Consider the following 23109-nt stretch of genomic DNA (forward strand, 5'->3'; position numbering starts at 1 on the left):
TGGTTGAATGCCGCGCAGGAAAGAATGATCGAACCGGAGGCAGCGATGACCATGAATCCTACGGCCCGCCCGGCCGAAACCATGTCCGGGAAGCCGGCGCTCGACACCAGCAGGGTGGCGTACCAGCTTCCCCAGCCGACCGGCATGATGCCGGACATCTTCTCCGCCGGCGTCCTCGACCTGGATGGCGGCGACGAGCGGGACTGGGTGCCGCAGTCGGACGACGTGTCGTTCAAGCCGCTCGTGCTCAGCGTCAGCCAGGGATACTACGTCAATATCCTGCGGGTCCGCTCCTCGGGCATCCTGTCCCGCCACCGCCACAGCGGGCCGGTGCATGCGATCACGCTGCGCGGCAAATGGCACTATCTGGAGCATGACTGGGTCGCCACGGCCGGCGACTACGCCTTCGAGCCGCCGGGCGAGACCCATACCCTGGTGGTGCCGGAAGGCGTCGAGGAGATGGCCACGCTGTTCCATGTCACGGGCGGCTACACCTATGTCGATCCCTACGGCAAGGCGCTTGGCTACGAGGACGTCTTCACCAAGCTGGAGAATGTCCGCCGCCACTACGAGCGGATCGGCCTGGGTGCGGACTACGCGAACCGCTTCGTTCGGTAGAGCGGTTTCCGACCGGGTCGACCCGCCTGTTCCGGCCGGGACAAGCTGATCTGGTACCGCTCCAGGGGCCGGGCGTGCCGAATTCGCTCTTCTCCTGTTTGATCCGGCATTTCCGGCTAACAGGAAAGGAACCAGGATGACGGACGATCGGAAGGCGGCACCGGGATCGAAGCAGCGGAACACGGAACCGGCGGAGGTCCGGAAACCCGCGATCATCGCCGGCTCCGGGCGCGGCGGCCTCAGCGGAGGGGCCGATCCGGGATCCACGGGCGCCGGCATCGCCGGCGGCGACGTCGATGTGGCGGGTATCGGCGGAAAGGCCACCCGCCCGGCGCGGGATTCCGGAAGGTGAACGGAAGCTTCTAAGGACATTATTCCTTTACAAAGTCCCGCTACACTGCCTCCGGCGCTTCGGTGCCGGATCTTTGAACCGTGGATAAGAGAAGCCCGCCGACGGCCCGGCAAGGACGCCGCCATCACGAATCATGACAAATGCGTCCTTGCCCGGGGGAGGGGGTGTCGTCATTCCGCCGGGACTGATGGCCGCGGCTACCGCTTGTCCTTGCCTGGCTCCGCCATCCGGCGGTGCATTCCGGCCAGGACGCCCGACGGCGTCACCGACGCGATGGCCGTCTGAAGCTTGTTGTGCCAGCCGCTGACCACGTCGCCCTCGCCCTTCATCATCGCCTTGAAGCCGGTCTTCGCGACATCGGCGGGATCGTCCTTCTTCTGCTGTCCGACCTTGGTGTCCATCATGTCGGCCCGTTCGAAGAAATCGGTCTCGGTCGCTCCCGGCATCAGGCAGGTCACCGTGATGCCGGTGTCCTTCAGCTCGTGGCGGAGCGCGAAGGAGAAGCTGTCCAGCATCGCCTTGGTGCCGTTGTAGACGGCTTGGTACGTGCCCGGCATGAAGCCGGCGATCGATCCGGTGATCAGGATGCGGCCCTGGCCCCGGGTCCGCATGTCACGCCCCACCTTGTGCAGCAGGTAGAGCGTGCCGGTGACGTTGGTGTCGATCACGTGCCGGATATCGCCGAAATCCTGGTCCAGGAAGCCCTTGCCCAGGCCCCGGCCGGCATTGGCCAGCAGCGCGTCGACCGGCCGGCCCCTGATCGCCGCGCAGAGCCGGTCCACTCCCTCGATGGTCGCCAGGTCCGCCTCGACCGCATCGACCGCGGCACCCATCTGCCGCAGCTTCTGGGCCGCTTCGTTGATCCGGGGCTCGTCGGCGGCGACGATCAGGTCGAAGCCGTTCCGGACGCATTCCTCCGCCAGTTCGTAGCCGATGCCGGTCGAGGCGCCGGTGACCACCGCCAGGGGTTTCGTCGTTTGGTCGGCCATGAGGTCCTGCCTTTCTTCGATTGCATGGATGCCGGGGCTTCAACCGCGGGCGGGATGGCAGGGTTCCTGTCCCGCGAACGGACCGGGGCGTCATGACGTTTGCTGACATTCGCGGCCGCTACGGCATGTCGGCACCGTCTCCGAACGTCGGCACCGCTATCACGATTGATGACGTATGCGGCTCTTACGGGGGGGCGTCATTCTCCCGCACGCCTGAATCGGATCGTCTCGGCGATTGGCGCGTTTCCTCCCCTGTCGGCGCTGCCGCCCCACTTGGACCCGCCCGCCGGGCCTGGCGGCGTCGATCCCATGGCCGGGGAGTTCACGAAGCCATAACGGGAGGAACAATCGAGCAATGAGCAGTACGACGGCAACCACCGAGACCTATCCGGTCATCGATGACGATCCCTACCACCTCACGCCGGAAGGGATCATGGAGCCCCCGGTCGGGTGGGCGCACAGTCTCAAGCATCTGGGGCCGGGGCTTATCCTCAGCGCGTCCATCGTCGGCTCGGGCGAGCTGATCGCCACCACCACGCTCGGCGCCCAGGCGGGGTTCGCCCTGCTCTGGATGGTCATCTTCAGCACCCTGGTCAAGGTGGCGGTCCAGGTCGAACTGGCGCGCTGGACCATCTCCACGGGTCAGCCGGCCCTGACAGGCTACAACAAGGTGCCGCCCAAGATCGGCCGGGTCGGCTGGATCAATCTCCTCTGGGTGCTGATGGCGCTCTCCAAGATCCTCCAGATCGGCGGCATCGTCGGCGGAACGGCGGCGGCCCTCAGCATCCTCATGCCGCTGGGCGGCGATCCGCTCGGCACCCTGTCGCTGACGATCTGGACGGCGATCGTCGCGGTGTCGGCCATAGCGTTCCTCTACTCCAACAAATACAGCCTGATCGAGCGGGGCGCCGTGCTGCTGGTCGTGGTGTTCAGCATCGCCACGATCGTGATCGCGGTCGGCCTGCCCTTCACGCCTTACGGCTACAGCACCTCCGACATCCTGGGCGGGCTCGCCTTCGCGGTGCCGGCCGGCACCATCGGCGCCGCCATCGCCATGTTCGGGATCACCGGCGTCGGCGCCGACGAGCTGACCTTCTACACCTACTGGTGCGTCGAGAAGGGCTACGCCCGCTATGTCGGCCCGGCCGACGGCAGCGAGGAATGGGTCCGCCGGGCCAACGGCTGGATCAGCGTGATGTACAAGGACGCCTTCGTGTCCTGGCTGATCTACACCTTCGGCACGCTGGCCTTCTTCATCATGGGCGCCGCCGTGCTGAAGCCCCAGGGCCTCGTGCCCCAGGGCAACGAGATGATCGTCACCCTGTCGCGCATGTATACCGACACGCTGGGCGAGGGCGTGGCGATCCTGTTCCTGGTCGGCGCCGTCGCCGTGCTGGGCTCGACCCTCTGGGCCGCCGTGCCGAGCTGGTCGCGCATGTATGTCAACTTCCTCTCGGTCATCGGGCTGGTCGACTGGCAGAACACGCAGTCCCGGATCAAGTGGATCCGCGTCTTCACCGTCATCCTGCCGATCCTGTGGGGTGCCGCCTACCTGTTCATCCGCTCGCCGGTGCTGATGGTCCAGATCGGCGGCGTCATGACCGGGATCTTCCTGCTGGGCGCCGTGGTGGCGGTCTGGTACCTGCGCCGGACGGAGACCGACCCCCGGATCTACGGCGGCGGGCTGTTCAACGTCGTCCTGGTGATCAGCAGCGTCGCCATCGTGCTCCTCGGGGTCTACACGGCGCTGAACGTCTTCGGCGTCTTCAAATGAGGTGAATGCCGCGGGCCGGGACGATCGGGGGCCTGGGTTGTTGAGCTAGGCCCATACCGCCGTCCCGGCCCGTTCCACTTGAGAGAAAATGACTCTTCACCAGGGTTTCGCCTTCGCCATCGTCCTCGCGATGATGGCGCTTTTCGTCTGGGGAAGGCTCCGGTACGACGTCGTCGCCATGCTGGCCCTGTTCGCTTCCGTCGCGGCCGGCATCGTCCCGGCGGAGGATGCCTTCTCCGGCTTCGGCGACGAGGTCGTGATCATCGTCGCCGCGGCCCTGCTGGTCAGCGCCGCCGTCGCGAAATCCGGCGTGACCGAGCGGCTGATGCAGCCCCTCGCCCCCTACCTGCGCACGACCCGGTCGCAGGTCTTCGTCCTGGTCCTGGCGGTGATCGTGCTGTCCACCTTCATCAAGAACGTGGGCGCCCTGGCGATCCTGATGCCGGTGGCGTTCCAGATCGGCAAGCGGACTGGGACGCCGCCCTCCCAACTGCTGATGCCGCTGTCCTTCGGCTCGCTGATGGGCGGGCTGATCACCATGGTCGGCACCTCGCCCAACATCATCGTCTCCCGCGTGCGGGAGGAGATCGTCGGCCAGCCTTTCCAGCTGTTCGACTATGCGCCGGTCGGGCTCGGCATCGCCGCCCTGGGGCTGGCCTGCATCACCCTGACCTACCGGCTGCTGCCCAGCGACCGGCGGGGCGGCGCGTCCCTGGACGCCGCGATCAACATCGAGAACTACGTGGCCGAGCTTCGCGTGCCGCCCGGCTCGCCGCTGGTCGGCACCGTCGCCCGCGACGTGACCGCCCTGGCGGAAGGCCCGGCGACCCTCACCACCGTGGTCCGCGAGCGGTTCCGCCGCTACAAGCCGACGCCGATGCTCCGCCTCCAGGCCGGCGACGTGCTCCTGCTTGAGGGGGAGCCGGAGGCGCTGGAACGGGTGGTCGCCCGCGGCGGGCTGGAACTTGCCGGACAGGACGCCGGGGCCGCCGCCGACGGCGACACCGTCGGTACCATCGAGGGCGTGGTGACCGGGGACTCCGCCCTGGTCGGCGAGACGCCGGCCCACATCGACCTGCGCGGCCGCTACCAGGTCACGCTGCTGGCGATCAGCCGGAGCGGCCAGCGGATCACCCAGAGGCTGCGGTCGGTCCGTTTCCAGGCCGGCGACGTGGTGGTGCTCCAGGGCCGCTTCGACGTGCTGCCGGACAGCCTTACGGCGCTCGGCATCCTGCCCCTGGCCGAGCGCGACCTGGCGCTGGGGCGCGGGCGGCGGCGCTGGCTGCCGATCCTCGTCCTGGCCCTGGCCATGGCCGCCGTGGCCCTCAAGCTGGCCCCGGTCGCCTTCGCCTTCTTCGGCGCGGCGCTGGCCCTGCTCCTGACCCGGACGCTGTCCCTGCGCGACGCCTACGAGTCGGTGGAATGGCCGATCCTGATCCTGCTGGGCGCCCTGATCCCGGTCAGCGAGGCGGTTCGCACCACCGGCGCCACCGACCTGATCGCCGGCTGGCTGTCGGTGGCCGCGGGCGCGCTGCCGCCGATGGGGGCGCTCGGCCTGATCCTGGTGGTGGCGATGGCGGTGACGCCCTTCCTCAACAACGCCGCCACCGTGCTGGTGATGGCCCCGGTCGCCGCCAGCTTGGCCGGGAAGCTGGGCCTCGCCCCCGACCCTTTCCTGATGGCGGTGGCCCTGGGTGCGGCCTGCGATTTCCTGACGCCGTTCGGCCACCAGTGCAACACGCTGGTGATGGGTCCCGGCGGCTACCGGTTCGGCGACTACTGCAAGCTGGGAATGCCGCTGTCGGCCCTGGTGATCGCCGCCGGCATCCCCCTCATCGCGCTGGTCTGGCCCCTCGGCTAGGCCCCGCCCATAGGACATGGGTCCGCAAGACACAGGAAGGAAACCATGAAGGTCGCCGACTTCATGACCCGCCACGTGGAGTTCGTCGAGCCCGACGCCACGATCCAGGAAACCGTGATCCTGATGGGAGAGCTGGACGTCAGCGCGCTGCCGCTGGGCAGTCCGGCGGACCTGAAGGGGATCATCACCGACCGTGACATCCTCTTCCGCGTCGTGGCGGAGGGCAAGGACCCGAGGCGCACCCGCGTGGCGGAGGTGGCGACCCGGCTGGTCTTCACCTGCCGGCCGGACGACACGCTGATCACCGCCATGGACCTGATGGCCTCCCACAATATCCGGCGCCTGGCCGTGGCGGAGGGAGGCGCCGGCGTCGTCGGCTGGCTGACCCTCTCCGACGTCTCCCGCCGGCTGCTGGTGGAAAGCGAGGTGGTCCAGAGCGGGCTGCGCGACCTCACCGACCGGCTGAGCGGAAACGATCCGGCCTGACGGTCAGGCGGAGGAGCGGAAGCGCTGCTCCAGGCTCGCCACCAGCTCGTCCGAGAGCTGCAGGCGGGCCGCCAGGTAGCGCAGGTAATGGTGGTTGACGGGGTTGCGCCGATCGACCGCCATCAGCGAGGCGGCATAGAACAATGCCGCCGTCTGCACGTCCCGCACGTCGCGAAGCACCTCGTTCAGCGGCTTCGGGTTTTCGAGCGCCGCGTCCAGCGCGCCCCGCCCCGCCACGTCGGGATTCACCAGGGACAGCATTCCCTCGATGCGTTCCCGCTCCCGCCCGTCGTACCCGCCGTCGGCCTGCGCCGCCGCGACCATGGCCCGGATGAACAGGTCCGCCTGGGGCCGGTCCAGCCGGCGCAGGTCGAGGACGAAGGGGAACAGGAGCTGGTAACGGTTCCTCAGCCAGGCCAGCAGGACCTTCTCCGACAGGATGCAGACCAGCCCGGGGTCCGGCCCGGCGGGTTCCGCCGCCTCCGCCGGCGGGGTCGCCGCGGGCACCGCCGGAGAAGGCGGCGGCTCCTCCTCCGGCCCGCCGCGCCCGAGGGCGGACCGGACCAGCGTGCTCAGGAACTCCCCGGCTCCGCTCATGGCGCCGAAGCCAGCGCCGCGTCGATCTGCGAGAGCAGGCGGGAGAAGTCGATCGGCTTCGGATGATAGTCGTCGCACCCGGCCTCCAGCGCCTTGTCCCGGTCGCCCGACATGGCGTGGGCGGTCAGCGCGATCAGCGGGACCCGGGCGGTTTCCGGGTCGGCCTTCAGGGTGCGGGCGGCGGTCCAGCCGTCCATCACCGGCAGGTTCATGTCCAGCAGGACGACCTCGGGCCGCTCCAGGCGGGTCTTGTCCACGCCCTCCTGGCCGTCATGGGCCAGGATCACGTCGTGGCCCCGGCGCTTCAGGCGGCGCGACAGGAAGTCCCAGATCTCTTCATGGTCTTCGACCAGCAATATCCTAGCCATCGGTTCCCTTGGGCTGCGGCACGCTCGGTTCCGGACGGTCGGCCCGTCCAGAGGCGATCATGCGAAGTTCGGCGATCAGTTCCTCCTCGGAACCGGCCTCGTCTGTGTGGATGATATCGCGCACCTTTCCCTGTAACCGCTCGCGATCGGATTCGGTCATGCCGCCGTCGGTCAGGGCGATGATCGGGATCGACCGGCTCTCAGGACGCCTGCGCAGCTCCTGGATCAGCCCGGTCGATCCCCCCGGCGCCTCCAGGTCGACCAGGATCAGGTCGGGACGCGCCTCGCCGGCACGGTCGAGGGCCGACCCCCGGTCCTCCGCCTCGGTGACCGACCAGCCCTCCTTCTCCAGCAGCTGCCGCAGCTCCCGGCGCGACCCGGGGTCGTTCTGGACCAGCAGCGCCCGGCCCGCGATGGCGCGCCCCCGGTAGCGGTTCAGCACGTTCTTGAGGCGGGTCCACTGGACCGGCTTGGTCAGGTAGTCCGCCGCCCCCAGCGAGAAGCCCAGCCGCTTCTCCTGGACCATCGTGACCATGATGACGGGAATGTCGGCCAGTTCCGGATCGGCCTTCAGCAGCGTCAGCACCGCCCAGCCGTCCGTCCTGGGCATCATCACGTCCAGCAGGATCGCGCAGGGCTTCAGCGCTCCGGCCAGCCGAAGCCCCTCCTGCCCGTCATGGGCGGCCTGGACGCTGAAGCCCTCGCGCGTCAGGAACCGGGAGACCAGGTCGCGGGAATGGGGATCGTCGTCGATCACCAGGACCAGGTTCCGCTGGTCGGCCGCCGCCGGCCAGTTGCCGGCGCCCGCGGCTTCCGCGGTCTCCGACCGCGAATACTGGGGAGCGCGAGACCGCGCGTCGGCCGGCAGCCGGACCGTGAAGACCGTTCCCTGGCCGGGCTCGCTGTCCACCTCGATGTCGCCGCCCAGCATGATGCAGAACGCCTTGGTGATCGCCAGGCCCAGCCCGGTCCCGCCGAAGCGCCGCGTCGTCGAGGCGTCCGCCTGGCTGAACCGGCGGAACAGCTTGGCCATCGCCTCGGGCGTCATGCCGATCCCGGTGTCGGCCACCCGGAACTCCAGCCAGTCCTCCTCCTCGACGCGGACCCGGTCCACCGACAGCGTGATCCGGCCGCGCTCGGTGAACTTGGCGGCGTTGCTCAGCAGGTTGAACAGGCACTGGCGGATCTTCACCGGGTCCGAACAGGCCTGCCCCAGGTCGGCGCCGCACCGGACCTCCAGCGCGTTGGACTTCTTCTCCATCAGGGCATGGACCGTGTCGGCGACCTCCGTCACCAGGGGCGCCACCTCGAAGGCCTCCGCATAGACCTCCATCCGGCCGGCCTCGATCTTCGAGATGTCGAGCACGTCGTTGATCAGCGACAAAAGGTGGCGGGCGTTGCCGTTGATTTTCCGCAGGTCTTCGAGCATGCTCACTATGCCAAGGTCCTCGGCCTCTTCCTCCAGCATCTCGCAATAGCCGATCACCGCGCTCAGCGGCGTGCGCAGCTCGTGGCTCATGTTGGCGATGAACTGGCTCTTGGCGAGGTTGGCTTCCTCCGCCGCGTCGCGGGCGGCCGCCAAGTCGGCCTCGGCCCGCTTGCGATCGGTGGTGTCCCAGGTGACGCCGATCAGGGTCAGCGTCCGTTCGACGGCGTCGGCGGTCACCACGCCGCGCGCGACGGCCCAGCGGACCTCGCCGGACGGCAGCAGCAGCCGGAACTCGACGTCGTATTCGCCGTGCTCGCGCCGCGCGGTCGATATGATCTCCTCGATGCCGGGCCGGTCGCCGGGATGGACCCGGTCCAGGACCTGAAGGCCCAGGATCGTCTCGTCGGGGCCGAAGCCGAAGATTTCGCGGAGCCGCGCGTCGGCGTCGATCCGGTCGTCGTGCAGGTTCCACGACCAGGTGCCGATCCGGGCGCTGCGCAGGGCCAGCTGCAGGCGGCGCTCCGCCTCGACCATCCGGGCCTCGGCCTCGCGCTGCTCGGTCACGTCGGTGTTGGTGCCCAGCCAGCGCACCACGCGGCCGCGCCGGTCCCGCATGGGCAGCGCCCGGGACAGGAACCAGCGGTACCGGCCGTCCCGGCCGCGCAGGGGAAAGGTGTCCTCCCAGGGTTCGCCCGTCTCGATGCACCGGCGGAAATGCCCGGCGACGCGGTCCAGATGGTCGGGGTGGTGGACCGACCGCCAGTTCCACCCCTCGGTCTCGCCCGGCTGGACGCCGGTGAACTGATACCAGCGCTGATTGTACCAATGGATGGCCCCCTCCCCGTCCGCCATCCAGGCGAGCTGAGGGATCGAGTCCGCGAGGATGCGGAACTGGCCCTCGCTCTCGCGCAGCGCCTCCTCGGCGCGGCGGCGCTCGGTCGCGTCGTGGGCGACCTTCAGGTAGCCGCGCAGGGCGCCCCGGGCGTCGTGCAGCGGCCGGACCGAGCCCTCGGCGAAGAACAGCGTGCCGTCCTTGCGGACATGCCAGCGTTCGTCGAGCGAGAAGCCGTTGTCGCGCGCCACCTGCAGTTCCGCCCGGTGGGCGCCCTTCTCCCGGTCCTCGGGGGTGAACAGCACGGAGGTGTCCTGCCCCAGGATCTCCTCCGGGCTCCACTGGAAAATCGCCCGCGCGCCCATGGGCCAGGAGGTGATGCGGCCTTGCGTGTCGGTCATGAAGATGGCGTGGTCGCGGATTCCCTCCAGCATCAGGTTCTGCTGTTCGTTCCGCTCGTGGTAGGCCGCCTCGACGCGGGACCGGTCCATGGCGCCACCCAGCAGGTTGGCGAAGCCCTGGAGGAAGGCGGCATCCGCGGTGTCGAACTTGCCCTCCTCGCGGCTGTCGGCCTCCAGGACGCCGAACGGCTCGGCCTCGCCCCGGATGATGACGTTGATCGCCCGGCGGACCCCGTGCTCGATCAGGAGCTTCGGCGTCCGGAAGCGCGCCTCGCCGCCGAGGTGGTTGGAGATGACGGGCTCCCCCGTCTTCAGGGCGTAGCCGGCCGGGGAGGCGAGGTCGGCCCCGACGATCGCCTGCCCGACGACGCCCGGCGCCCAGCCGACGCCGGCCCGGACGACCAGCGTGTCCTCCCCGTCCGGCCCCGGCACCCGTTCGAGGGCCTTGCACAGGTCGGTGCGCAATCCCTCGGCGCAGAGGCTGGTCGCCTCCTGCAGCAGCGCGCCCACGTCGATGCTCCTCAGCGCCGCCATGCCGAAGCGGGCCAGCAGCTCGTGCTGGCGCTCCCGGTAACTCAGTTCCGCGGCAAGTCGGCTGTCCGGATTGGCGGAGAGGGGCATGGGCGACATTCAGGAGGGGCTCGCTTTGATGGTGTCGGGTACCTGCTTCAACAGCTTTCAGGCGTCTTCATCCTCCGCCAGCAGATCGATGACGTGCTTCGCCACCAGTTCCGAGGATTGCGGGTTCTGGCCGGTGACCAGCCTGCCGTCCACGACGGCGAAAGGCTGCCAGTCCGGCCCCCGGTCGAACCGGGCTCCCAGCTCCTTCAGCCGGCTCTCCAGCAGGAAGGGAACCGTCTTGGCGAGGCCGACCGCCTCCTCCTCGGTATCGGTGAAGGCGGTGACCCGGCGGTCCTGGACGAAGGGGCGGCCGTTCAGCATGGTGACGCCGGTCAGGCAGGCCGGGCCGTGGCAGACCGAGGCGACGACCTTCCCCTGCTCGGCGGCGGCGACGATCATCTCCGCCAGCTTCGCGTTGCCCGGATAGTCCCACATGGTCCCGTGGCCGCCCGGCATGAACAGGGCGGCGTAATCCTCGCCGGCCAGCTCGTCGATCGCCGACGACGTCCGGGCGAGCCGCATGGCGTCCTCGTCCGCCAGGAATCGCCGGACGGACTCCGGGACCTCCTGCTGCTCCGCGGGTTCCTCGCCGGTCGAGCTTCCGGCTTCGGCAGGGATGCTGGCCGGATCGAACGGGATCTCGCCGCCCCGGATGGAGGCGAGCATCACGGTCAGGCCGGCGTCCTTGAGGGCGTAATAGGGCGTCGACAGCTCCTCGAGCCACAATCCGGTCTTCTTGCCGGTATCGCCCATCTGCGAATGGGACGTGGTGATGATCAGGACCCGCTTGGACGGCATGACGGCTCTCCCAGGTTGGACGGTGAAGACATAACGGAACAATTCCGGACGGTTTTGGGCCGGTCGGGTCCGGGGGAAATTTTTGTGAACGGGAGCAACGTGACGGTCCGGCCACGGGCATGTTGAAAAAGCCCCTTGATTTCTTAGTCCGAATCAAATGTGAGGAGCTTGAACATCGTGACGGCAGCCCTTGAGAATCGGCCCGGCCTGTCCCGAGACGGCGACTTCCCTCTCGGCTCCCCGGTAGGCACGCTCGCCGGGTACCCCACCAAGGCGCCGCACCGGCCGGAGCCCGCCGTCCGGCCGCAGTCCGACGTGGCGGTGGATTGCGGCTGGGGCCGGCTGATCCTGGGCCAGACCTTCGGTGATCCCGCCGACATCGTCGCGGCCTTGCGGGCCGAGGAACCGGGACGGCGCGATATCGCGGCTTACGTCACCGAACCCCATGTGATGCTGGCGCTGGCCCCGCAGGAACTGTTCCTCGATCCCTCGCACACCTTCCGGCTGAATCTTGCCGCCTCGCATCCGGACGAGCGGGTGCCGGTCGGGTTCACGGTGAGGCCGCTGGAGACGGCGGCGCAGATCCAGGAGGCCAACCGCATCTATGCCGCCCGCGGCATGCTGCCGGCTCCCGAAGTCTTCCTCCTGGCGCACCGGGATTGCTCGCACCTGAGCTACCTGATCGCGGTGGACGGCCAGGACGGCAGCGTGATCGGCACGGTCGGCGGGATCGACCATGTCGAGGCGTTCGGCGACCCGGAGGACGGCTCGTCCCTGTGGTGCCTGGCGACCGATCCCCAGGCAGCCTATCCCGGCATCGGTGAATGCCTGGTTCGCGCCATGGCCGACAACTTCAGAATGCGCGGCCGGGCCTTCATGGACCTGTCCGTCATGCACGACAATGCGTGCGCCATAGCGCTCTACGAGAAGCTGGGCTTCGTCCGCGTCCCGGTCTTCTCGATCAAGACCCGCAACGCGATCAACGAAAAGCTCTTCATCGGGCCGCAGACCGAGCCCCCGCTCAACCCCTACGCCACCATCATCATCAACGAGGCCCGCCGGCGCGGCATCGCGGTGGAGGTGCTGGATGCCGAGACCGCCTGCTTCCGGCTCGGCTTCGGCGGCAGGTCGATCGTCTGCCGGGAAAGCCTGTCGGAGCTGACCAGCGCCGTGGCGCTGAGCCTCTGCGACGACAAGGCGGTCACCCGCCGAGCCCTGGAGAAGGCGGGGCTGCGAGTGCCGCCCCAGCGCCGGGCGGGCGATCCGGCGGACGACGAGGCTTTCCTGGCCGAGCACGGCCGCGTGGTGGTCAAGCCGGCGCGCGGCGAACAGGGCAAGGGCATCACCGTGGACGTCCGCTCGGCCGAGGCGATGGAGCGGGCGATCGCCTCGGCGCGGGCCCATGCCGACACGGTCCTGCTCGAAGCCTTCAGGGAAGGCCACGACCTCCGCGTCGTGGTGATCGACTACAAGGTCGTCGCCGCGGCGATCCGCCGCCCGGCCGAGGTCACCGGTACCGGCAAGCACACGATCGCCCAGCTGATCGAGGCCCAGAGCCGGCGGCGCGCCGCCGCTACCGGCGGCGAGAGTCGGATCCCGCTCGACGACGAGACGGAGAGGTGCGTGCGCGACTGCGGCCACGGGCTGGACGACGTCCTGGCCGAGGGGGAACGGCTGTTCGTGCGCAAGACCGCCAACCTGCATACCGGCGGCACGCTGCACGACGTGACGGCGGCCCTGCATCCCGCCCTCGCGAACGCTGCCGTGGCGGCGGCGAGGGCGCTCGCGATCCCGGTGGTCGGCCTCGATTTCCTGGTACCCGATCCGGCCGGACCGGACTACGTGATCATCGAGGCCAACGAGCGGCCCGGCCTCGCCAACCACGAGCCTCAGCCGACGGCCGAACGTTTCGTCGACCTGCTTTTCCCGCAGACGGCCATATGACTGATCACTTCAGACCGGAAGGCATCCTCATGGAAACGATATATCGACCGCAGGGTACCGGAGACGTCATGTTGCGCGGCCTCCTGGCCGGGGTCGCAGGCGTCGCCGCGATGACGCTGGCGGAGAAACTGGAGCAGGCGGTGACCGGCCGGCCCAACTCCTATGTCCCGGCCCATACGCTGGAACGCCTGCTCGGCCTGCCCGAAAGGCCGGACAGGGAGCGGCTCGGCCTGAACTGGACCATGCATTGGGGCCAGGGCATCCTGCTGGGTGCCGTGCGCGCCCTGATGGCCCGGCACGGCATCCGCGGCCCGGTCGGTTCCTTCATTTTCCTCAATCTCAGGCTGATCAACGATCAGAGCCTGGAAAACGCGACCGGCGTCGGCGCCCTGCCTTGGACCTGGCCGAGGGACGAACAGGCGATCGACCTCCTGCACAAGGCGGTCTACGCCTACGCGACCGGCCTTGTGGCCGACCGCTTGGTGGAGCTGGACGATGCGTCGCGGGAGGGCCGGTCGGAGCAGGCCCCTTAGGTTCACGGGTCCGGCGGTCCCGCCCGCGGCAGCGGGAGCGCCGGAGTGTGCCGCCAATGCTGCGATCCCATGAGACGACAGGGGCACATCGCCTGTTGCAGTTTCCGGTATCAGCAATAATTCCGGTTTTGTCGACATGGCCGCAGACAAGGGTGCTCCACAGAACCGCAGCGTGGTCCAGGCCCAGCCCAACCTGGAGAGCTGGCCTTTCGTCGCGGTCGTCCAGGCATCCCATACGCCGACCACACTCACCGACCCCCGCCTGCCCGACAACCCGATCATCTTCGCCAACGATGCCTTCGTGCGGCTGACCGGCTATGGGCGCGACGAGATCCTGGGGCGCAACTGCCGCTTCCTCGGCGGGCCGGATACGGACCGGGAGGCCAGCAACGCGGTGCGCAACGCCGTCGAGGAGGCGCGCGCCGTCAGCATGACGCTGCTGAACTACCGGAAAGACGGCTCACCGTTCTGGAACCAGCTCCATGTCAGCCCGATCTTCGACGAGGTCGGCATGCTGGCCTATTTCGTCGGATACCAGCACGACGTCACCGCACAGGCCGAAGCGGAACGGGCGCTTCGCAACGCCCGGCAGGAGCTTGAGGAACGATTGGCCGAACGCGAGCGCCTGATCCTCGAAATCCATCACCGGGTCCGCAACAACCTCCAGACCATCGTCGGGCTTCTCAACCTGGAAGTCGGGCGCGGCGATCCCCGGCTGCGGCAGCAGTTCAACCTGATCACGCAGCGCATCCGCGTGCTCGGCAGCATCCATGAGCAGCTGGAGCGTTTCAACCAGTGGACGGCGATCGATTTCGGCCGGCATCTCGAGGAAACCTGCGGGGTGCTGGGGACCCTTTTCGAGGAACGGGTCGCGATCCGGGTCGATGCCGATCCCTTCATGTGCGACATCCAGGCGGCGGTGCCCCTGGGCCTGATCGCCAACGAACTGATCGCTGCCAGGATCGAGCGCATCATCAGAATCGGATTGGCGGAGCACGGCACGATCCAGGTGGTCTTCAGGCATCGCCGGCAGGACGACACGATCGAACTGGCGATCAGTGACACGGGACGCGGGGACGGCCCGATGCCTTCCGGGGAGATTTTCCCTGCCGGCGATATCGTGGACGTACTGGTCGAGCAGCTCGGAGCCGAACTGACGGTCGACCCGGCGGCCGGCTGGACAGTGAAATTGACCGTGCCCCGTTCGGCCCTGGACCTGCATTCCGTAGAACCCTGACGCCGTCGAACCGCCGGTCAGGCCGCGCTGCAGATATCCTTCACGAGGGCCTTCAGCTTGTCCCCCAGGACCGGCTTGTGAACCAGATGGCAACCGGATTTCTCCGCCTCCGCCAGCCGGTCCGGCGAGGTGTCGCCCGTCAGCAGGATCGCGGCCCTCGTGCCGTGACGGCGGGCGATGGCGACGGCCTCGGTGCCGCGCTGGCCATGGCCCAGCGTGTAATCGGCGATCACGAGGGTCGGCGGGGCGTCGAGCCCGGACAACAGGATTTCCATCTGGTCCAGGGTGCGGACGGCATGGACGCCGAGACCCCACGAAGCCAGCATCAGCGCCATCGCCTGCAGGACCAGCGGCTCGTCGTCGATCACCAGGGCCGACGACCCCGCCAGGATATCGCAGGCGACGCCGCGGACGGCGGCGGCGGGAGCGGACTCATCGCCCGCGAAGGGCAGGCAGAGCGAGAAGACCGAACCCCTCCCCACTTCCGAGGTCACGTCGATCCGGGTTCCGAGCAGCTGCGAAACCCGGCGCGCCGTGGCGAGGCCAATGCCGAACCCTCGGGAATGGTCGTGCGCCTTGTCGTCGATCTGATAATAGTCGTCGAAGATGCGGCCGAGCTCCTCGGGCGCGATGCCCTGTCCGGAGTCGCCCACCTCCAGGACGACCTGCCCGTCACGGACACGGGAGTACACCGTCACGCCGCCCTCCAGCGTGTATTTGATCGCATTGGAGACGAGATTGCGCAGGATTAGCTCGACCAGCAGGGGATCGGACCGGACCGCCAGGTTTACGGGCGGCATGTGCAAGCGGAGACCGGCCGTCCGGGCCGGCCCCTGGAACTCGCCATGAAGGCGCTGGAGCAGGTCGTCGAGGTCGAAGACGCGCGGCTCGGCCCGGACGATGCCGGCGTCCAGCCGCGCCACCTCAAGCAGCCCGTTCAACATTCCCGTCAGGTTTTCGAGGCTGTTGGCAAGCGGTTCGACCAGCTCGCGTTCGCCCGGACCAAGCTGCCGCCGCATCAGCAGGTCGAGGAACAGGTTGGCCGAGGTGACGGGCTGGCGAAGATCGTGGCTGACGGACGCGAGGAACCGCGACTTCGCCCGGCTGGCCTCCTCGGCCTCGTCCCGCGCCCTGCACAGGGCCTCCTCGGCGAGCTTCAGGTCCGTCACGTCCAGGTTCAGTCCGGTGATGCGGACAGGACGGGCCTGGCCGTCGCGGAGGATCTGGCCCCGCCCCTCCAGCCACCGGATACCCTTGTGCGGGTGCGTGATCCGGTATTGCAGGAAGAAGTCGCCGGAACCGCTGGTGAGGACCTCCTGCAGGATCCGGTCCGATTCCGCGCGGTCTTCAGGGTGGATGCTCTCCAGCCACCGCTCCCGCGACGGTATGGTGGTGTGGGGGTCGAAGCCGCAGAGATCCAGGAAACTGTCGGACCAGGTCAAGTCGCCGGTGTCGATCCGCCAGTCCCAGGTTCCCGCCCCGGCATAGCGTTGCGCCATGGACAGGAGCCGTTCGCTCTCCTGGATCTCCAGGGTACGATCCGCGACCCGATGTTCCAGGTCCTGGTTGGCGCGGACAAGCTCGTCGTTCGAAGCGGTCAGCTCCTCGATGAGGATCTGGAGCTCCTCCTCCATGACGATCCCCGCGGCATGCGCCTCGCGGGCATTGTCCTCCACTTGCTGCGACAGGGAATCAAGCAGCATTGCCTGTTGCTCGAGCTTCCTGTTGGCATGCTCCAGTTCCAGTGTCTTCGCTACCAGAAGCGTCTTTACCCTGTCGAGCTCTATTGAAAGCTGGGCAGCCTCCTCACGCGCATCTTCGGCAATCGCGAGGGCATGCTCGACATCATGATCGATCATCAGCCCTTCCCGGCGATCCGGTGGCTCCGGAAATCGGTGGTTTCGCGCCGATAAAGAGGCCTCGTCGGATCTTGCGGGCAATTAATTGAATCTTCTCATTGCAACGAACAGACAGGACCGAGCCGTATCAGCACCCAGCTAACGAACAACCATGACTGGAAAGGTTTCCCGATCGGAGCTCAAGCCAATCGGCGTATACCGATGGGACGGATGCACCTGCCCGGAATAGGCATAAGGCGGCTGCGGAAAGCCCGCGTCACAGGACGGCCACCATTCCGCCGTCGACATAGATGATCTGGCCGTTGACGTAGTCGGACGCCGGCGAGGCCAGGAACACGACCGTGCCGACCAGCTCGTCGGGACGGCCCCACCGCCGGGAAGGCGTCCGGCCCTTTACCCAGGCATCGAAAGTCGGGTTGTCCATCAGGGCCTGGTTCATGTCGGTCATCATGTAGCCGGGGCCGATGGCGTTGGCCTGGATTCCGGACTCGGCCCATTCCGCCGTCATGGCGCGGGTCAGCATCTTGATCCCGCCCTTGGCAACCGTGTAGGGCGCGATGGTTGCGCGGGCCAGGTCGCTCATGAGGGAACCGATATTGACGATCTTGCCCCGGCCGCGCGGGATCATGCGGCGGGCCGCCTCGCGCCCGATCACGAAGGCGCTGGTCAGGTTGATCTCGATGACCCGGCGCCATTCCTCGGTCGAGAGGTCGACCATGGGCTTGCGCAGCTGGATCCCGGCATTGTTGACCAGGATATCGACCTCGACGCCCTGCCGGTCGAGGGCGTCGAAAGCCGCCGCGACCGCCGCTTCGTCGGTCACGTCGAACTGGGACTCAAGGACGGTGTGGCCGCCGGCCCGCAAGGCCGATGCGGCGGCGGCGAGGCGGCCGGCATCGGAGCCGTTGAGGATCACGGCGGCCCCGGCCTCGGCCAGCCCGCGCGCCATGGCATTGCCCAGGCCTCGGGACGATCCGGTGACGAGGGCCGTGCGGCCGGTGAGGTCAAAAAGCGTCTTCGACACGAGCGTTTCCAGTATTACTTATCGGTCCGGCCGTCGTGCCCGCGTCAAAGCTGAACTTCGACTTCGGCGGCGACGCGCCAGACATCGTCCTTCGACATGGCACCGACGACTACATAGGTATATCCGTTCTCGTTCCAGTGGCCAACATTGATGCCATGGTGCTTCTCCACGGCGAAGGAACGGGAGCTCGGCTCGCCGACCGTGATGCAAAGGGCGACCGGCGCCCCGGCGGAGCGCGTGTAGATCAGCTGGGCGACAGGGTTGCCCGCCAGGACCAGCATCCGGGCTCCGGCGAAATCCAGCCCCTGGCGTGACAGGTCGGGGACGATCAGCTCCCGGTCCAGCCGGTTGCCCAGCCATTGCTCGATGTGCGTCTTCCGCGCCGCGGGCACCTCGACCAGATGTTCCTTCTCGCGCGCATAGATGATGTGATACTCGGCGATCTCCTCGAGGATCTCGGCGCTCATCGAGGCGGCCTCCTGCGACCATCGCCATGCCGCGTCGAAGACGTAATTGCCGCCGATCAGGAGCAGGAGCGATGCGGCGAGAGCATGCCGTCGCCACCGGCTGTCCGAAAAGGTCCGCAGCAGCGATCGCTTCATCACGGCGGGACGGTCGGGATCCGCCAGGGCCAGGAACCGTTCCGGAGGCGCCCCGAAGCGCTGATCCGAACAGTGGGTACGCAGCCGGGCGGTAACCGCACGCAGTTCCTCCACCTTTCGGCGCGCGCCCTCGTTCTTGGCAAGGAAGCTGCCGACTTCCGCAAGCTGATCGGAGTCCAGCTCACCATCGACATAAGCAGCCAGAAGATCGTCATCGACAACCATCGCAATCACCACAACTTCACGATATTGTCCGACCGGGGCGAAGGCACTTCGATCCGCTTGGCAAGGGCGAGACGTCCGCGGGAAACGCGGCTCATGACCGTGCCGACGCAGATGCCGAGGATTTGAGCCGTTTCCTTGTAACTGAGACCGTCTATGCATACCAATGTCAACACGCTGCGCTGTTCCTCCGGCAATTGGAGAAGCGCTCGATAGACGGCGTCCAGCATCAACAGGTTCTCGGCCGCCACAGCCCCTTCCTCGCACTCCACATCCGATGCCTCATCGAGAGGCGCACGGGTGCGGCGGAATGCGCTGCGTTGCTCGTCGATCCAGGCACGATGCATGATGCAATACAACCAGCTGTCGAGACGGGTTCCGGAAATCCACTGTTCGGATCGGTCGAGAGCCCGTTCACAGGCATGTTGAACCAAGTCTTCCGCGCTATCCAACGAACCAGTTAAGCTGACGGCGAAACGTTTCAACCTCGGATACAGCTGCACCAGATTGCTACGAATGTGGTCTTCTGTTGTTTTCATTATTTCACCGAGATACACCCGCCCTGCACTGCTGACCAGACGATAAAAGGCATGTCCTTATTCCAGTATGGTAAAGACCCAGAAGAGAATACGCCTTTATCGTCGGCAGGCGCGGCCGAATCTGGCACGGCAATCCTAGCTTTCTTCCGACGGCAACCCGCCTAGAGGCTCGGCAGCACCAGCTTGTGGACGCGCGCCGTCTCCAGCGCCTCCTCGTAGCCGGCGTCGGCATGGCGCATGACGCCGCTGGCGGGATCGTTCCAGAGCACCCGCTCCAGGCGGGCGGCCGCTTCCGCGGTTCCGTCGGCGACGATCACCATGCCGGCATGCTGGGAGAACCCCATGCCGACACCCCCGCCATGGTGCAGCGATACCCAGGTCGCTCCGGAGGCGGTATTGAGCAGCGCATTGAGCAGCGGCCAGTCGGAGACCGCGTCCGACCCGTCGCGCATCGCCTCGGTCTCCCGGTTGGGCGAAGCGACCGATCCGGAATCCAGATGGTCGCGCCCGATCACGATCGGTGCCTTCAACTCGCCGCTGGCGACCATCTCGTTGAAGGCCAGACCCAGCCGGTGGCGGTCGCCCAGCCCGACCCAGCAGATCCGGGCCGGCAGCCCCTGGAAGCGGATCCGTTCGCGCGCCATGTCGAGCCAGTTGTGCAGATGGGGATTGTCGGGGATCAGTTCCTTGACCTTGGCGTCGGTCCGGAAGATGTCCTCCGGGTCGCCCGACAGGGCGGCCCAGCGGAACGGGCCGATACCCCGGCAGAACAGCGGCCGGATATAGGCGGGAACGAATCCGGGGAAGTCGAAGGCGTTGGCGACGCCCATCTCCTTTGCCATCTGCCGGATATTGTTGCCGTAGTCCAGCACCGGCACGCCCTGGCCGTGGAAATCGAGCATGGCCTTGACCTGGATGGCCATGGACCGCTTCGCGGCCGCCTCCACCGCCTTGGGATCGCGCTCGCGCTTCTCCTCCCACTCGGCAAGGCTCCAGCCGGCCGGCAGGTAGCCGTTCAGCGGGTCGTGGGCGGAGGTCTGGTCGGTGACGGCATCGGGCCGGACCCCGCGCCGCACCAGTTCCGGGAAGATTTCGGCAGCGTTGCCGAGCAGTCCGACGGAGACCGGCCTGCGGTCGCCCCTGGCGCGCTCGATGATCGCCAGCGCCTCTTCGAGGGTATCGGCCTTGCGGTCGAGATAACCGGTCTGAAGCCGCATCTCGATGCGCGAGGGCTGGCACTCCACGGCCAGTATCGAGGCGCCCGCCATGGTGGCGGCGAGCGGCTGGGCTCCTCCCATTCCGCCGAGGCCGCCGGTCAGGATCCAGCGGCCGGCGAGGTCGCCGCCATAGTGGCGCCTGCCCACTTCGACGAAAGTCTCGTAGGTGCCCTGGACGATTCCCTGGCTGCCGATATAGATCCAGGACCCGGCGGTCATCTGGCCGTACATCATCAGCCCGACCTTGTCGAGCGCGTTGAAATGATCCCAGTCGGCCCAGCGCGGCACCAGGTTGGAGTTGGCGATCAGGACGCGCGGGGCATCCCGGTGGGTGCGGAACACCCCGACCGGCTTGCCGGACTGGACCAGCAGCGTCTCGTCCTCGCCGAGGGTCTTGAGGCATTCCACGATGCGGTCGAAGGACTGCCAGTCCCGGGCGGCACGTCCGATCCCGCCATAGACGACCAGCGCTTCCGGCTTCTCGGCGACCTCCGGATCGAGGTTGTTCATCAGCATCCGCAGCGGCGCCTCGGTCAGCCAGCTCCGCGCGGTCAGCTCCGTGCCGCGCGGGCTGCGGATCTTGCGGGCATTGTCGAGCCGGGCGCCGGAAGGAGGAACGGAAGTCATGGGGCTGATCCTTTCTGGCCGTTGGCGGCATCGGCGGCCCAGGCGGCAAGGCGGTGGAGCATGGGCTTCAGCACGGCGCGAAGCCGCCCGGCCCGAACCGGATCGTAGGTCCAGGGCGGCGCCTCGGCGGCGAGATAGGCACGCTGGGCCAGTTCCATCTGGATCGCGTGGACGCCGTCCCCGGGATCTCCGTAATGGCGTGTTATCCAGCCGCCGCGGAAACGGCCGTTGACCACATGGCTGAAGCCCTCCGCCTCGGCGCAGGCCCGGGTGACGATCTCCTCCGCCTCCGGCGCGCACGAGGCGCCGCCGTTGGTCCCGATGTTGAAGACGGGCAATTCGCCGTCGAATAATCGCGGCACGACGGAGCGGATCGAGTGGCAATCGTAGAGCACGACCCGCGGGTGACGCTGCCGCAGCCGCCGGATCTCGGCGGAGAGACCCTCGTGATAGGCGGCGTGGTAGGGGCGGCGGTCTCGGTCGATCTCCTCGGGCGACGGGGCGGCGCCAGGGCGGTAGAGGGGAATGCCGTCGAATGTCGTCGTCGGGCAAAGCTCGGTGGTCGCCTGGCCGGGATAGAGGGAGGCTCCGCCGGGATCGCGGTTCACGTCGATGACGTAGCGCGAGACGGTGGCGCGGACCACCGTGGCGTCCAGCTCCCCGCCGAAATCATACAGGCGGTCGATCCACCAGTCGGTATCCTCCAGTTCCAGCGCGCGGTCGGCAAGCCGGTCCCGCACCGCGCCGGGAATCCGCAGCCCCACATGGGGCATGGACAGGATCAGAGGCGCGTCGCCCCGTTCGACGACGGGCAGATCTGCCGCTTCCATCACCGGCCTCGCCAGACGCGGGAATGGAGGGGATTGAAGCCGATGCGGTAGGCCAGTTCCGCCGGCCGGTCGATGTTCCAGATCGCGAGGTCGCACCACTTGCCCGGCGCGATGGTGCCGATCTCGTCGTCCCGGCCGAGCGCCCGGGCGGCGACGCGGGTGACGCCGGCCAGCGCCTCCTCCGGCGTCAGGCGGAACAGCGTGCAGGCCATGTTGAGGGTGAGCAGGATCGACGTAAGCGGCGAGGTTCCGGGGTTCGCGTCGGTGGCGATCGCGATCGGCACGCCGGCCCGGCGGAAAAGGTCCACCGGCGGCACCCTTGTCTCCCGCAAGGTATAGAAGGCGCCGGGCAGCAGGGTGGCGACGGTCCCGGCCTCCGCCATGGCCGCGGCGTCGGCCTCGTCGGCATATTCCACGTGGTCGGCCGACAGCGCGCCGAACCGGGCGGCCAGGGCGGCTCCGTGCAGCGGGGAAAGCTGCTCGGCATGGAGCTTGACCGGCAGGCCGAGGGCGCGCGCCGCCTCGAACAGCCGTTCGACCTCGGGCGGCGAGAAGGCGATCCCTTCACAGAAGGCGTCCACAGCGTCGGCCAGCCCCTCGACCTGGACGGCTGGCAGCATCTCGCCGATGACATGGTCCATGTAGCTGCCGCTGTCGGCGAACTCGGGCGGAGTGGCGTGGGCGCCCAGGAAGGTCGTCTCCACCCCCACGTCACGCTCCCGGCCCAGCCGGCGGGCGGCGCGGAGCTGGCGAAGCTCGGCCGACGTCTCCAGCCCGTAACCGGACTTGATCTCGACCGTGGTGACGCCTTCGGCCAGCAGGGCATCGAGCCGCGGCAGGGAAGCGCTGACCAGGGCGTCCTCGTCGGCCAGGCGCGTCGCGGTGACGGTCGACAGGATGCCGCCCCCCGCCCTCGCGATCTCCTCGTAGGTGGCTCCCTGGAGCCGCATCTCGAACTCGGCGGCCCGGTCGCCGCCATAGACCAGATGGGTGTGGCAATCGATCAGGCCCGGCGTGATCCAGCGTCCCGCGCAGTCGATGATCTCTTCGGCCTCATGGACGGCGGCGGCATCGGACGGTCCGACGAAGGCGATCCGGCCGTCCCGGCACCCGACCGCGCCGTTCTCCAGGGCGCCGTAGGGCACGGTGCCGCAGGGGTGTCCGGATGCTTCCATGGTCGCGATCCGCGCATTGGTCCAAAGGCGATCCAGCCTCACGCGCCATCCCCTTGTTCTTGCCGTGGGTGATTTTCTACGGATATTGTTATTTACAGTTAACGCCGCTCGACCACCGGTGTCCAGGATTCGCATTCCGGTCCCCCCGGGATATCTCAAGGAGCTTGTCGGAGA

20 protein-coding genes are annotated in these 23109 nt (G+C 67.9%); 8 read left to right on the plus strand and 12 right to left on the minus strand.

What is annotated here, in order from left to right:
• The first annotated feature begins 51 nt into the window (after positions 1-51).
• Both JL100_RS35270 and JL100_RS35275 read left to right on the plus strand, forming a co-directional pair.
• Positions 52-618 carry a 2,4'-dihydroxyacetophenone dioxygenase family protein gene (locus JL100_RS35270; protein ID WP_407697070.1) on the plus strand — a complete coding sequence of 189 codons (567 nt, stop codon included), beginning with the start codon at positions 52-54 and terminating at the stop codon, positions 616-618.
• A gap of 136 nt (positions 619-754) precedes the next feature.
• Positions 755-970: a hypothetical protein gene (locus JL100_RS35275; RefSeq protein ID WP_202683815.1), complete on the plus strand. Its 216-nt coding sequence runs from the start codon at positions 755-757 to the stop codon at positions 968-970.
• A gap of 197 nt (positions 971-1167) precedes the next feature.
• Here JL100_RS35275 and JL100_RS35280 read toward each other — a convergent pair whose 3' ends face one another.
• Entirely contained in the window at positions 1168-1959 is a 792-nt protein-coding gene (locus JL100_RS35280; RefSeq protein WP_202683816.1) for an SDR family NAD(P)-dependent oxidoreductase, read from the minus strand.
• A 355-nt stretch (positions 1960-2314) separates the two neighbouring features.
• Between JL100_RS35280 and JL100_RS35285 the strand changes: the two genes are divergently transcribed.
• The 3 genes from JL100_RS35285 (at position 2315) to JL100_RS35295 (ending at position 6080) form a co-directional block, all read left to right on the plus strand.
• Complete coding sequence (locus JL100_RS35285; RefSeq protein ID WP_202683817.1) at positions 2315-3733, plus strand: Nramp family divalent metal transporter; 1419 nt, start codon at positions 2315-2317, stop codon at positions 3731-3733.
• 88 nt (positions 3734-3821) lie between these two features.
• The gene (locus JL100_RS35290; RefSeq protein WP_202683818.1) at positions 3822-5594 is read left to right on the plus strand and encodes an SLC13 family permease; all 1773 of its coding nucleotides are present in this window, start codon (positions 3822-3824) and stop codon (positions 5592-5594) included.
• Between the two features lie 45 nt (positions 5595-5639).
• A complete protein-coding gene (locus tag JL100_RS35295; RefSeq protein WP_228421823.1) occupies positions 5640-6080 on the plus strand; it encodes a CBS domain-containing protein in 441 nt (146 codons plus the stop codon).
• A 3-nt stretch (positions 6081-6083) separates the two neighbouring features.
• Here the strand turns inward: JL100_RS35295 and JL100_RS35300 are convergent, their stop codons facing one another.
• Genes JL100_RS35300 through JL100_RS35315 form a run of 4 tightly spaced genes read right to left on the minus strand, consistent with a single transcriptional unit; the run spans position 6084 to position 11126 of the window.
• Positions 6084-6677, minus strand: coding sequence for a DUF533 domain-containing protein (locus JL100_RS35300; RefSeq protein WP_202683819.1), 594 nt, complete (start codon positions 6675-6677; stop codon positions 6084-6086).
• Positions 6674-7045: a response regulator gene (locus JL100_RS35305; RefSeq protein ID WP_202683820.1), complete on the minus strand. Its 372-nt coding sequence runs from the start codon at positions 7043-7045 to the stop codon at positions 6674-6676. The genes JL100_RS35300 and JL100_RS35305 overlap by 4 nt, the downstream gene beginning before the upstream one ends.
• Positions 7038-10337: a PAS domain S-box protein gene (locus JL100_RS35310; protein ID WP_202683821.1), complete on the minus strand. Its 3300-nt coding sequence runs from the start codon at positions 10335-10337 to the stop codon at positions 7038-7040. The genes JL100_RS35305 and JL100_RS35310 overlap by 8 nt, the downstream gene beginning before the upstream one ends.
• A gap of 48 nt (positions 10338-10385) precedes the next feature.
• Complete coding sequence (locus JL100_RS35315) at positions 10386-11126, minus strand: type 1 glutamine amidotransferase domain-containing protein (protein WP_202683822.1); 741 nt, start codon at positions 11124-11126, stop codon at positions 10386-10388.
• Positions 11127-11441: 315 nt separating this feature from the next.
• Here JL100_RS35315 and ngg point away from each other — a divergent pair, with 315 nt between their 5' ends.
• The 3 genes from ngg to JL100_RS35330 all read left to right on the plus strand — a co-directional run bounded on the left by ngg (position 11442) and on the right by JL100_RS35330 (position 14840).
• The gene (gene ngg / locus JL100_RS35320) at positions 11442-13070 is read left to right on the plus strand and encodes an N-acetylglutaminylglutamine synthetase (RefSeq protein WP_228421838.1); all 1629 of its coding nucleotides are present in this window, start codon (positions 11442-11444) and stop codon (positions 13068-13070) included.
• Positions 13071-13138: 68 nt separating this feature from the next.
• The gene (locus JL100_RS35325) at positions 13139-13603 is read left to right on the plus strand and encodes a hypothetical protein (protein ID WP_202683823.1); all 465 of its coding nucleotides are present in this window, start codon (positions 13139-13141) and stop codon (positions 13601-13603) included.
• Positions 13604-13739: 136 nt separating this feature from the next.
• Positions 13740-14840, plus strand: coding sequence for a PAS domain-containing protein (locus JL100_RS35330; protein ID WP_202683824.1), 1101 nt, complete (start codon positions 13740-13742; stop codon positions 14838-14840).
• A 17-nt stretch (positions 14841-14857) separates the two neighbouring features.
• Here JL100_RS35330 and JL100_RS35335 read toward each other — a convergent pair whose 3' ends face one another.
• From JL100_RS35335 to hutI, 7 genes are all read right to left on the minus strand, one after another.
• A complete protein-coding gene (locus tag JL100_RS35335) occupies positions 14858-16699 on the minus strand; it encodes an ATP-binding response regulator (protein ID WP_202683825.1) in 1842 nt (613 codons plus the stop codon).
• A gap of 256 nt (positions 16700-16955) precedes the next feature.
• Complete coding sequence (locus tag JL100_RS35340) at positions 16956-17723, minus strand: SDR family oxidoreductase (RefSeq protein ID WP_202683826.1); 768 nt, start codon at positions 17721-17723, stop codon at positions 16956-16958.
• 44 nt (positions 17724-17767) lie between these two features.
• On the minus strand, positions 17768-18550 hold the full coding sequence (locus JL100_RS35345) for an anti-sigma factor family protein (RefSeq protein ID WP_202683827.1): 783 nt from the start codon (positions 18548-18550) through the stop codon (positions 17768-17770).
• 5 nt (positions 18551-18555) lie between these two features.
• Positions 18556-19086, minus strand: a complete 531-nt coding sequence (locus tag JL100_RS35350) for an RNA polymerase sigma factor (protein WP_228421825.1) — start codon at positions 19084-19086, stop codon at positions 18556-18558.
• A 161-nt stretch (positions 19087-19247) separates the two neighbouring features.
• Positions 19248-20930: a urocanate hydratase gene (hutU, locus tag JL100_RS35355; RefSeq protein ID WP_202683828.1), complete on the minus strand. Its 1683-nt coding sequence runs from the start codon at positions 20928-20930 to the stop codon at positions 19248-19250.
• Positions 20927-21760, minus strand: a complete 834-nt coding sequence (gene hutG / locus JL100_RS35360) for an N-formylglutamate deformylase (RefSeq protein WP_202683829.1) — start codon at positions 21758-21760, stop codon at positions 20927-20929. The genes hutU and hutG overlap by 4 nt, the downstream gene beginning before the upstream one ends.
• Positions 21760-22935, minus strand: a complete 1176-nt coding sequence (gene hutI, locus JL100_RS35365; protein WP_202683884.1) for an imidazolonepropionase — start codon at positions 22933-22935, stop codon at positions 21760-21762. Before hutI ends, hutG begins: the two co-directional genes overlap by 1 nt.
• Positions 22936-23109 lie beyond the last annotated feature (174 nt).

This window comes from Skermanella mucosa, from assembly GCF_016765655.2.
Taxonomy (GTDB): Bacteria; Pseudomonadota; Alphaproteobacteria; order Azospirillales; family Azospirillaceae; genus Skermanella; species Skermanella mucosa.

What these genes read in the sequence shown, in the direction of transcription:
- JL100_RS35305 (WP_202683820.1), bottom strand. Translation starts at nt 7,045, where the DNA reads ATGGCTAGGATATTGCTGGTCGAAGACCATGAAGAGATCTGGGACTTC.
- JL100_RS35350 (WP_228421825.1), bottom strand. Translation starts at nt 19,086, where the DNA reads ATGAAAACAACAGAAGACCACATTCGTAGCAATCTGGTGCAGCTGTAT.
- JL100_RS35335 (WP_202683825.1), bottom strand. Translation starts at nt 16,699, where the DNA reads ATGATCGATCATGATGTCGAGCATGCCCTCGCGATTGCCGAAGATGCG.
- JL100_RS35285 (WP_202683817.1), top strand. Translation starts at nt 2,315, where the DNA reads ATGAGCAGTACGACGGCAACCACCGAGACCTATCCGGTCATCGATGAC.
- hutG (WP_202683829.1), bottom strand. Translation starts at nt 21,760, where the DNA reads ATGGAAGCGGCAGATCTGCCCGTCGTCGAACGGGGCGACGCGCCTCTG.
- JL100_RS35325 (WP_202683823.1), top strand. Translation starts at nt 13,139, where the DNA reads ATGTTGCGCGGCCTCCTGGCCGGGGTCGCAGGCGTCGCCGCGATGACG.
- JL100_RS35315 (WP_202683822.1), bottom strand. Translation starts at nt 11,126, where the DNA reads ATGCCGTCCAAGCGGGTCCTGATCATCACCACGTCCCATTCGCAGATG.
- JL100_RS35295 (WP_228421823.1), top strand. Translation starts at nt 5,640, where the DNA reads ATGAAGGTCGCCGACTTCATGACCCGCCACGTGGAGTTCGTCGAGCCC.
- hutI (WP_202683884.1), bottom strand. Translation starts at nt 22,935, where the DNA reads ATGGAAGCATCCGGACACCCCTGCGGCACCGTGCCCTACGGCGCCCTG.
- JL100_RS35280 (WP_202683816.1), bottom strand. Translation starts at nt 1,959, where the DNA reads ATGGCCGACCAAACGACGAAACCCCTGGCGGTGGTCACCGGCGCCTCG.
- hutU (WP_202683828.1), bottom strand. Translation starts at nt 20,930, where the DNA reads ATGACTTCCGTTCCTCCTTCCGGCGCCCGGCTCGACAATGCCCGCAAG.
- JL100_RS35330 (WP_202683824.1), top strand. Translation starts at nt 13,740, where the DNA reads ATGGCCGCAGACAAGGGTGCTCCACAGAACCGCAGCGTGGTCCAGGCC.
- JL100_RS35310 (WP_202683821.1), bottom strand. Translation starts at nt 10,337, where the DNA reads ATGTCGCCCATGCCCCTCTCCGCCAATCCGGACAGCCGACTTGCCGCG.
- JL100_RS35290 (WP_202683818.1), top strand. Translation starts at nt 3,822, where the DNA reads ATGACTCTTCACCAGGGTTTCGCCTTCGCCATCGTCCTCGCGATGATG.
- JL100_RS35275 (WP_202683815.1), top strand. Translation starts at nt 755, where the DNA reads ATGACGGACGATCGGAAGGCGGCACCGGGATCGAAGCAGCGGAACACG.
- JL100_RS35345 (WP_202683827.1), bottom strand. Translation starts at nt 18,550, where the DNA reads ATGGTTGTCGATGACGATCTTCTGGCTGCTTATGTCGATGGTGAGCTG.
- JL100_RS35300 (WP_202683819.1), bottom strand. Translation starts at nt 6,677, where the DNA reads ATGAGCGGAGCCGGGGAGTTCCTGAGCACGCTGGTCCGGTCCGCCCTC.
- JL100_RS35270 (WP_407697070.1), top strand. Translation starts at nt 52, where the DNA reads ATGAATCCTACGGCCCGCCCGGCCGAAACCATGTCCGGGAAGCCGGCG.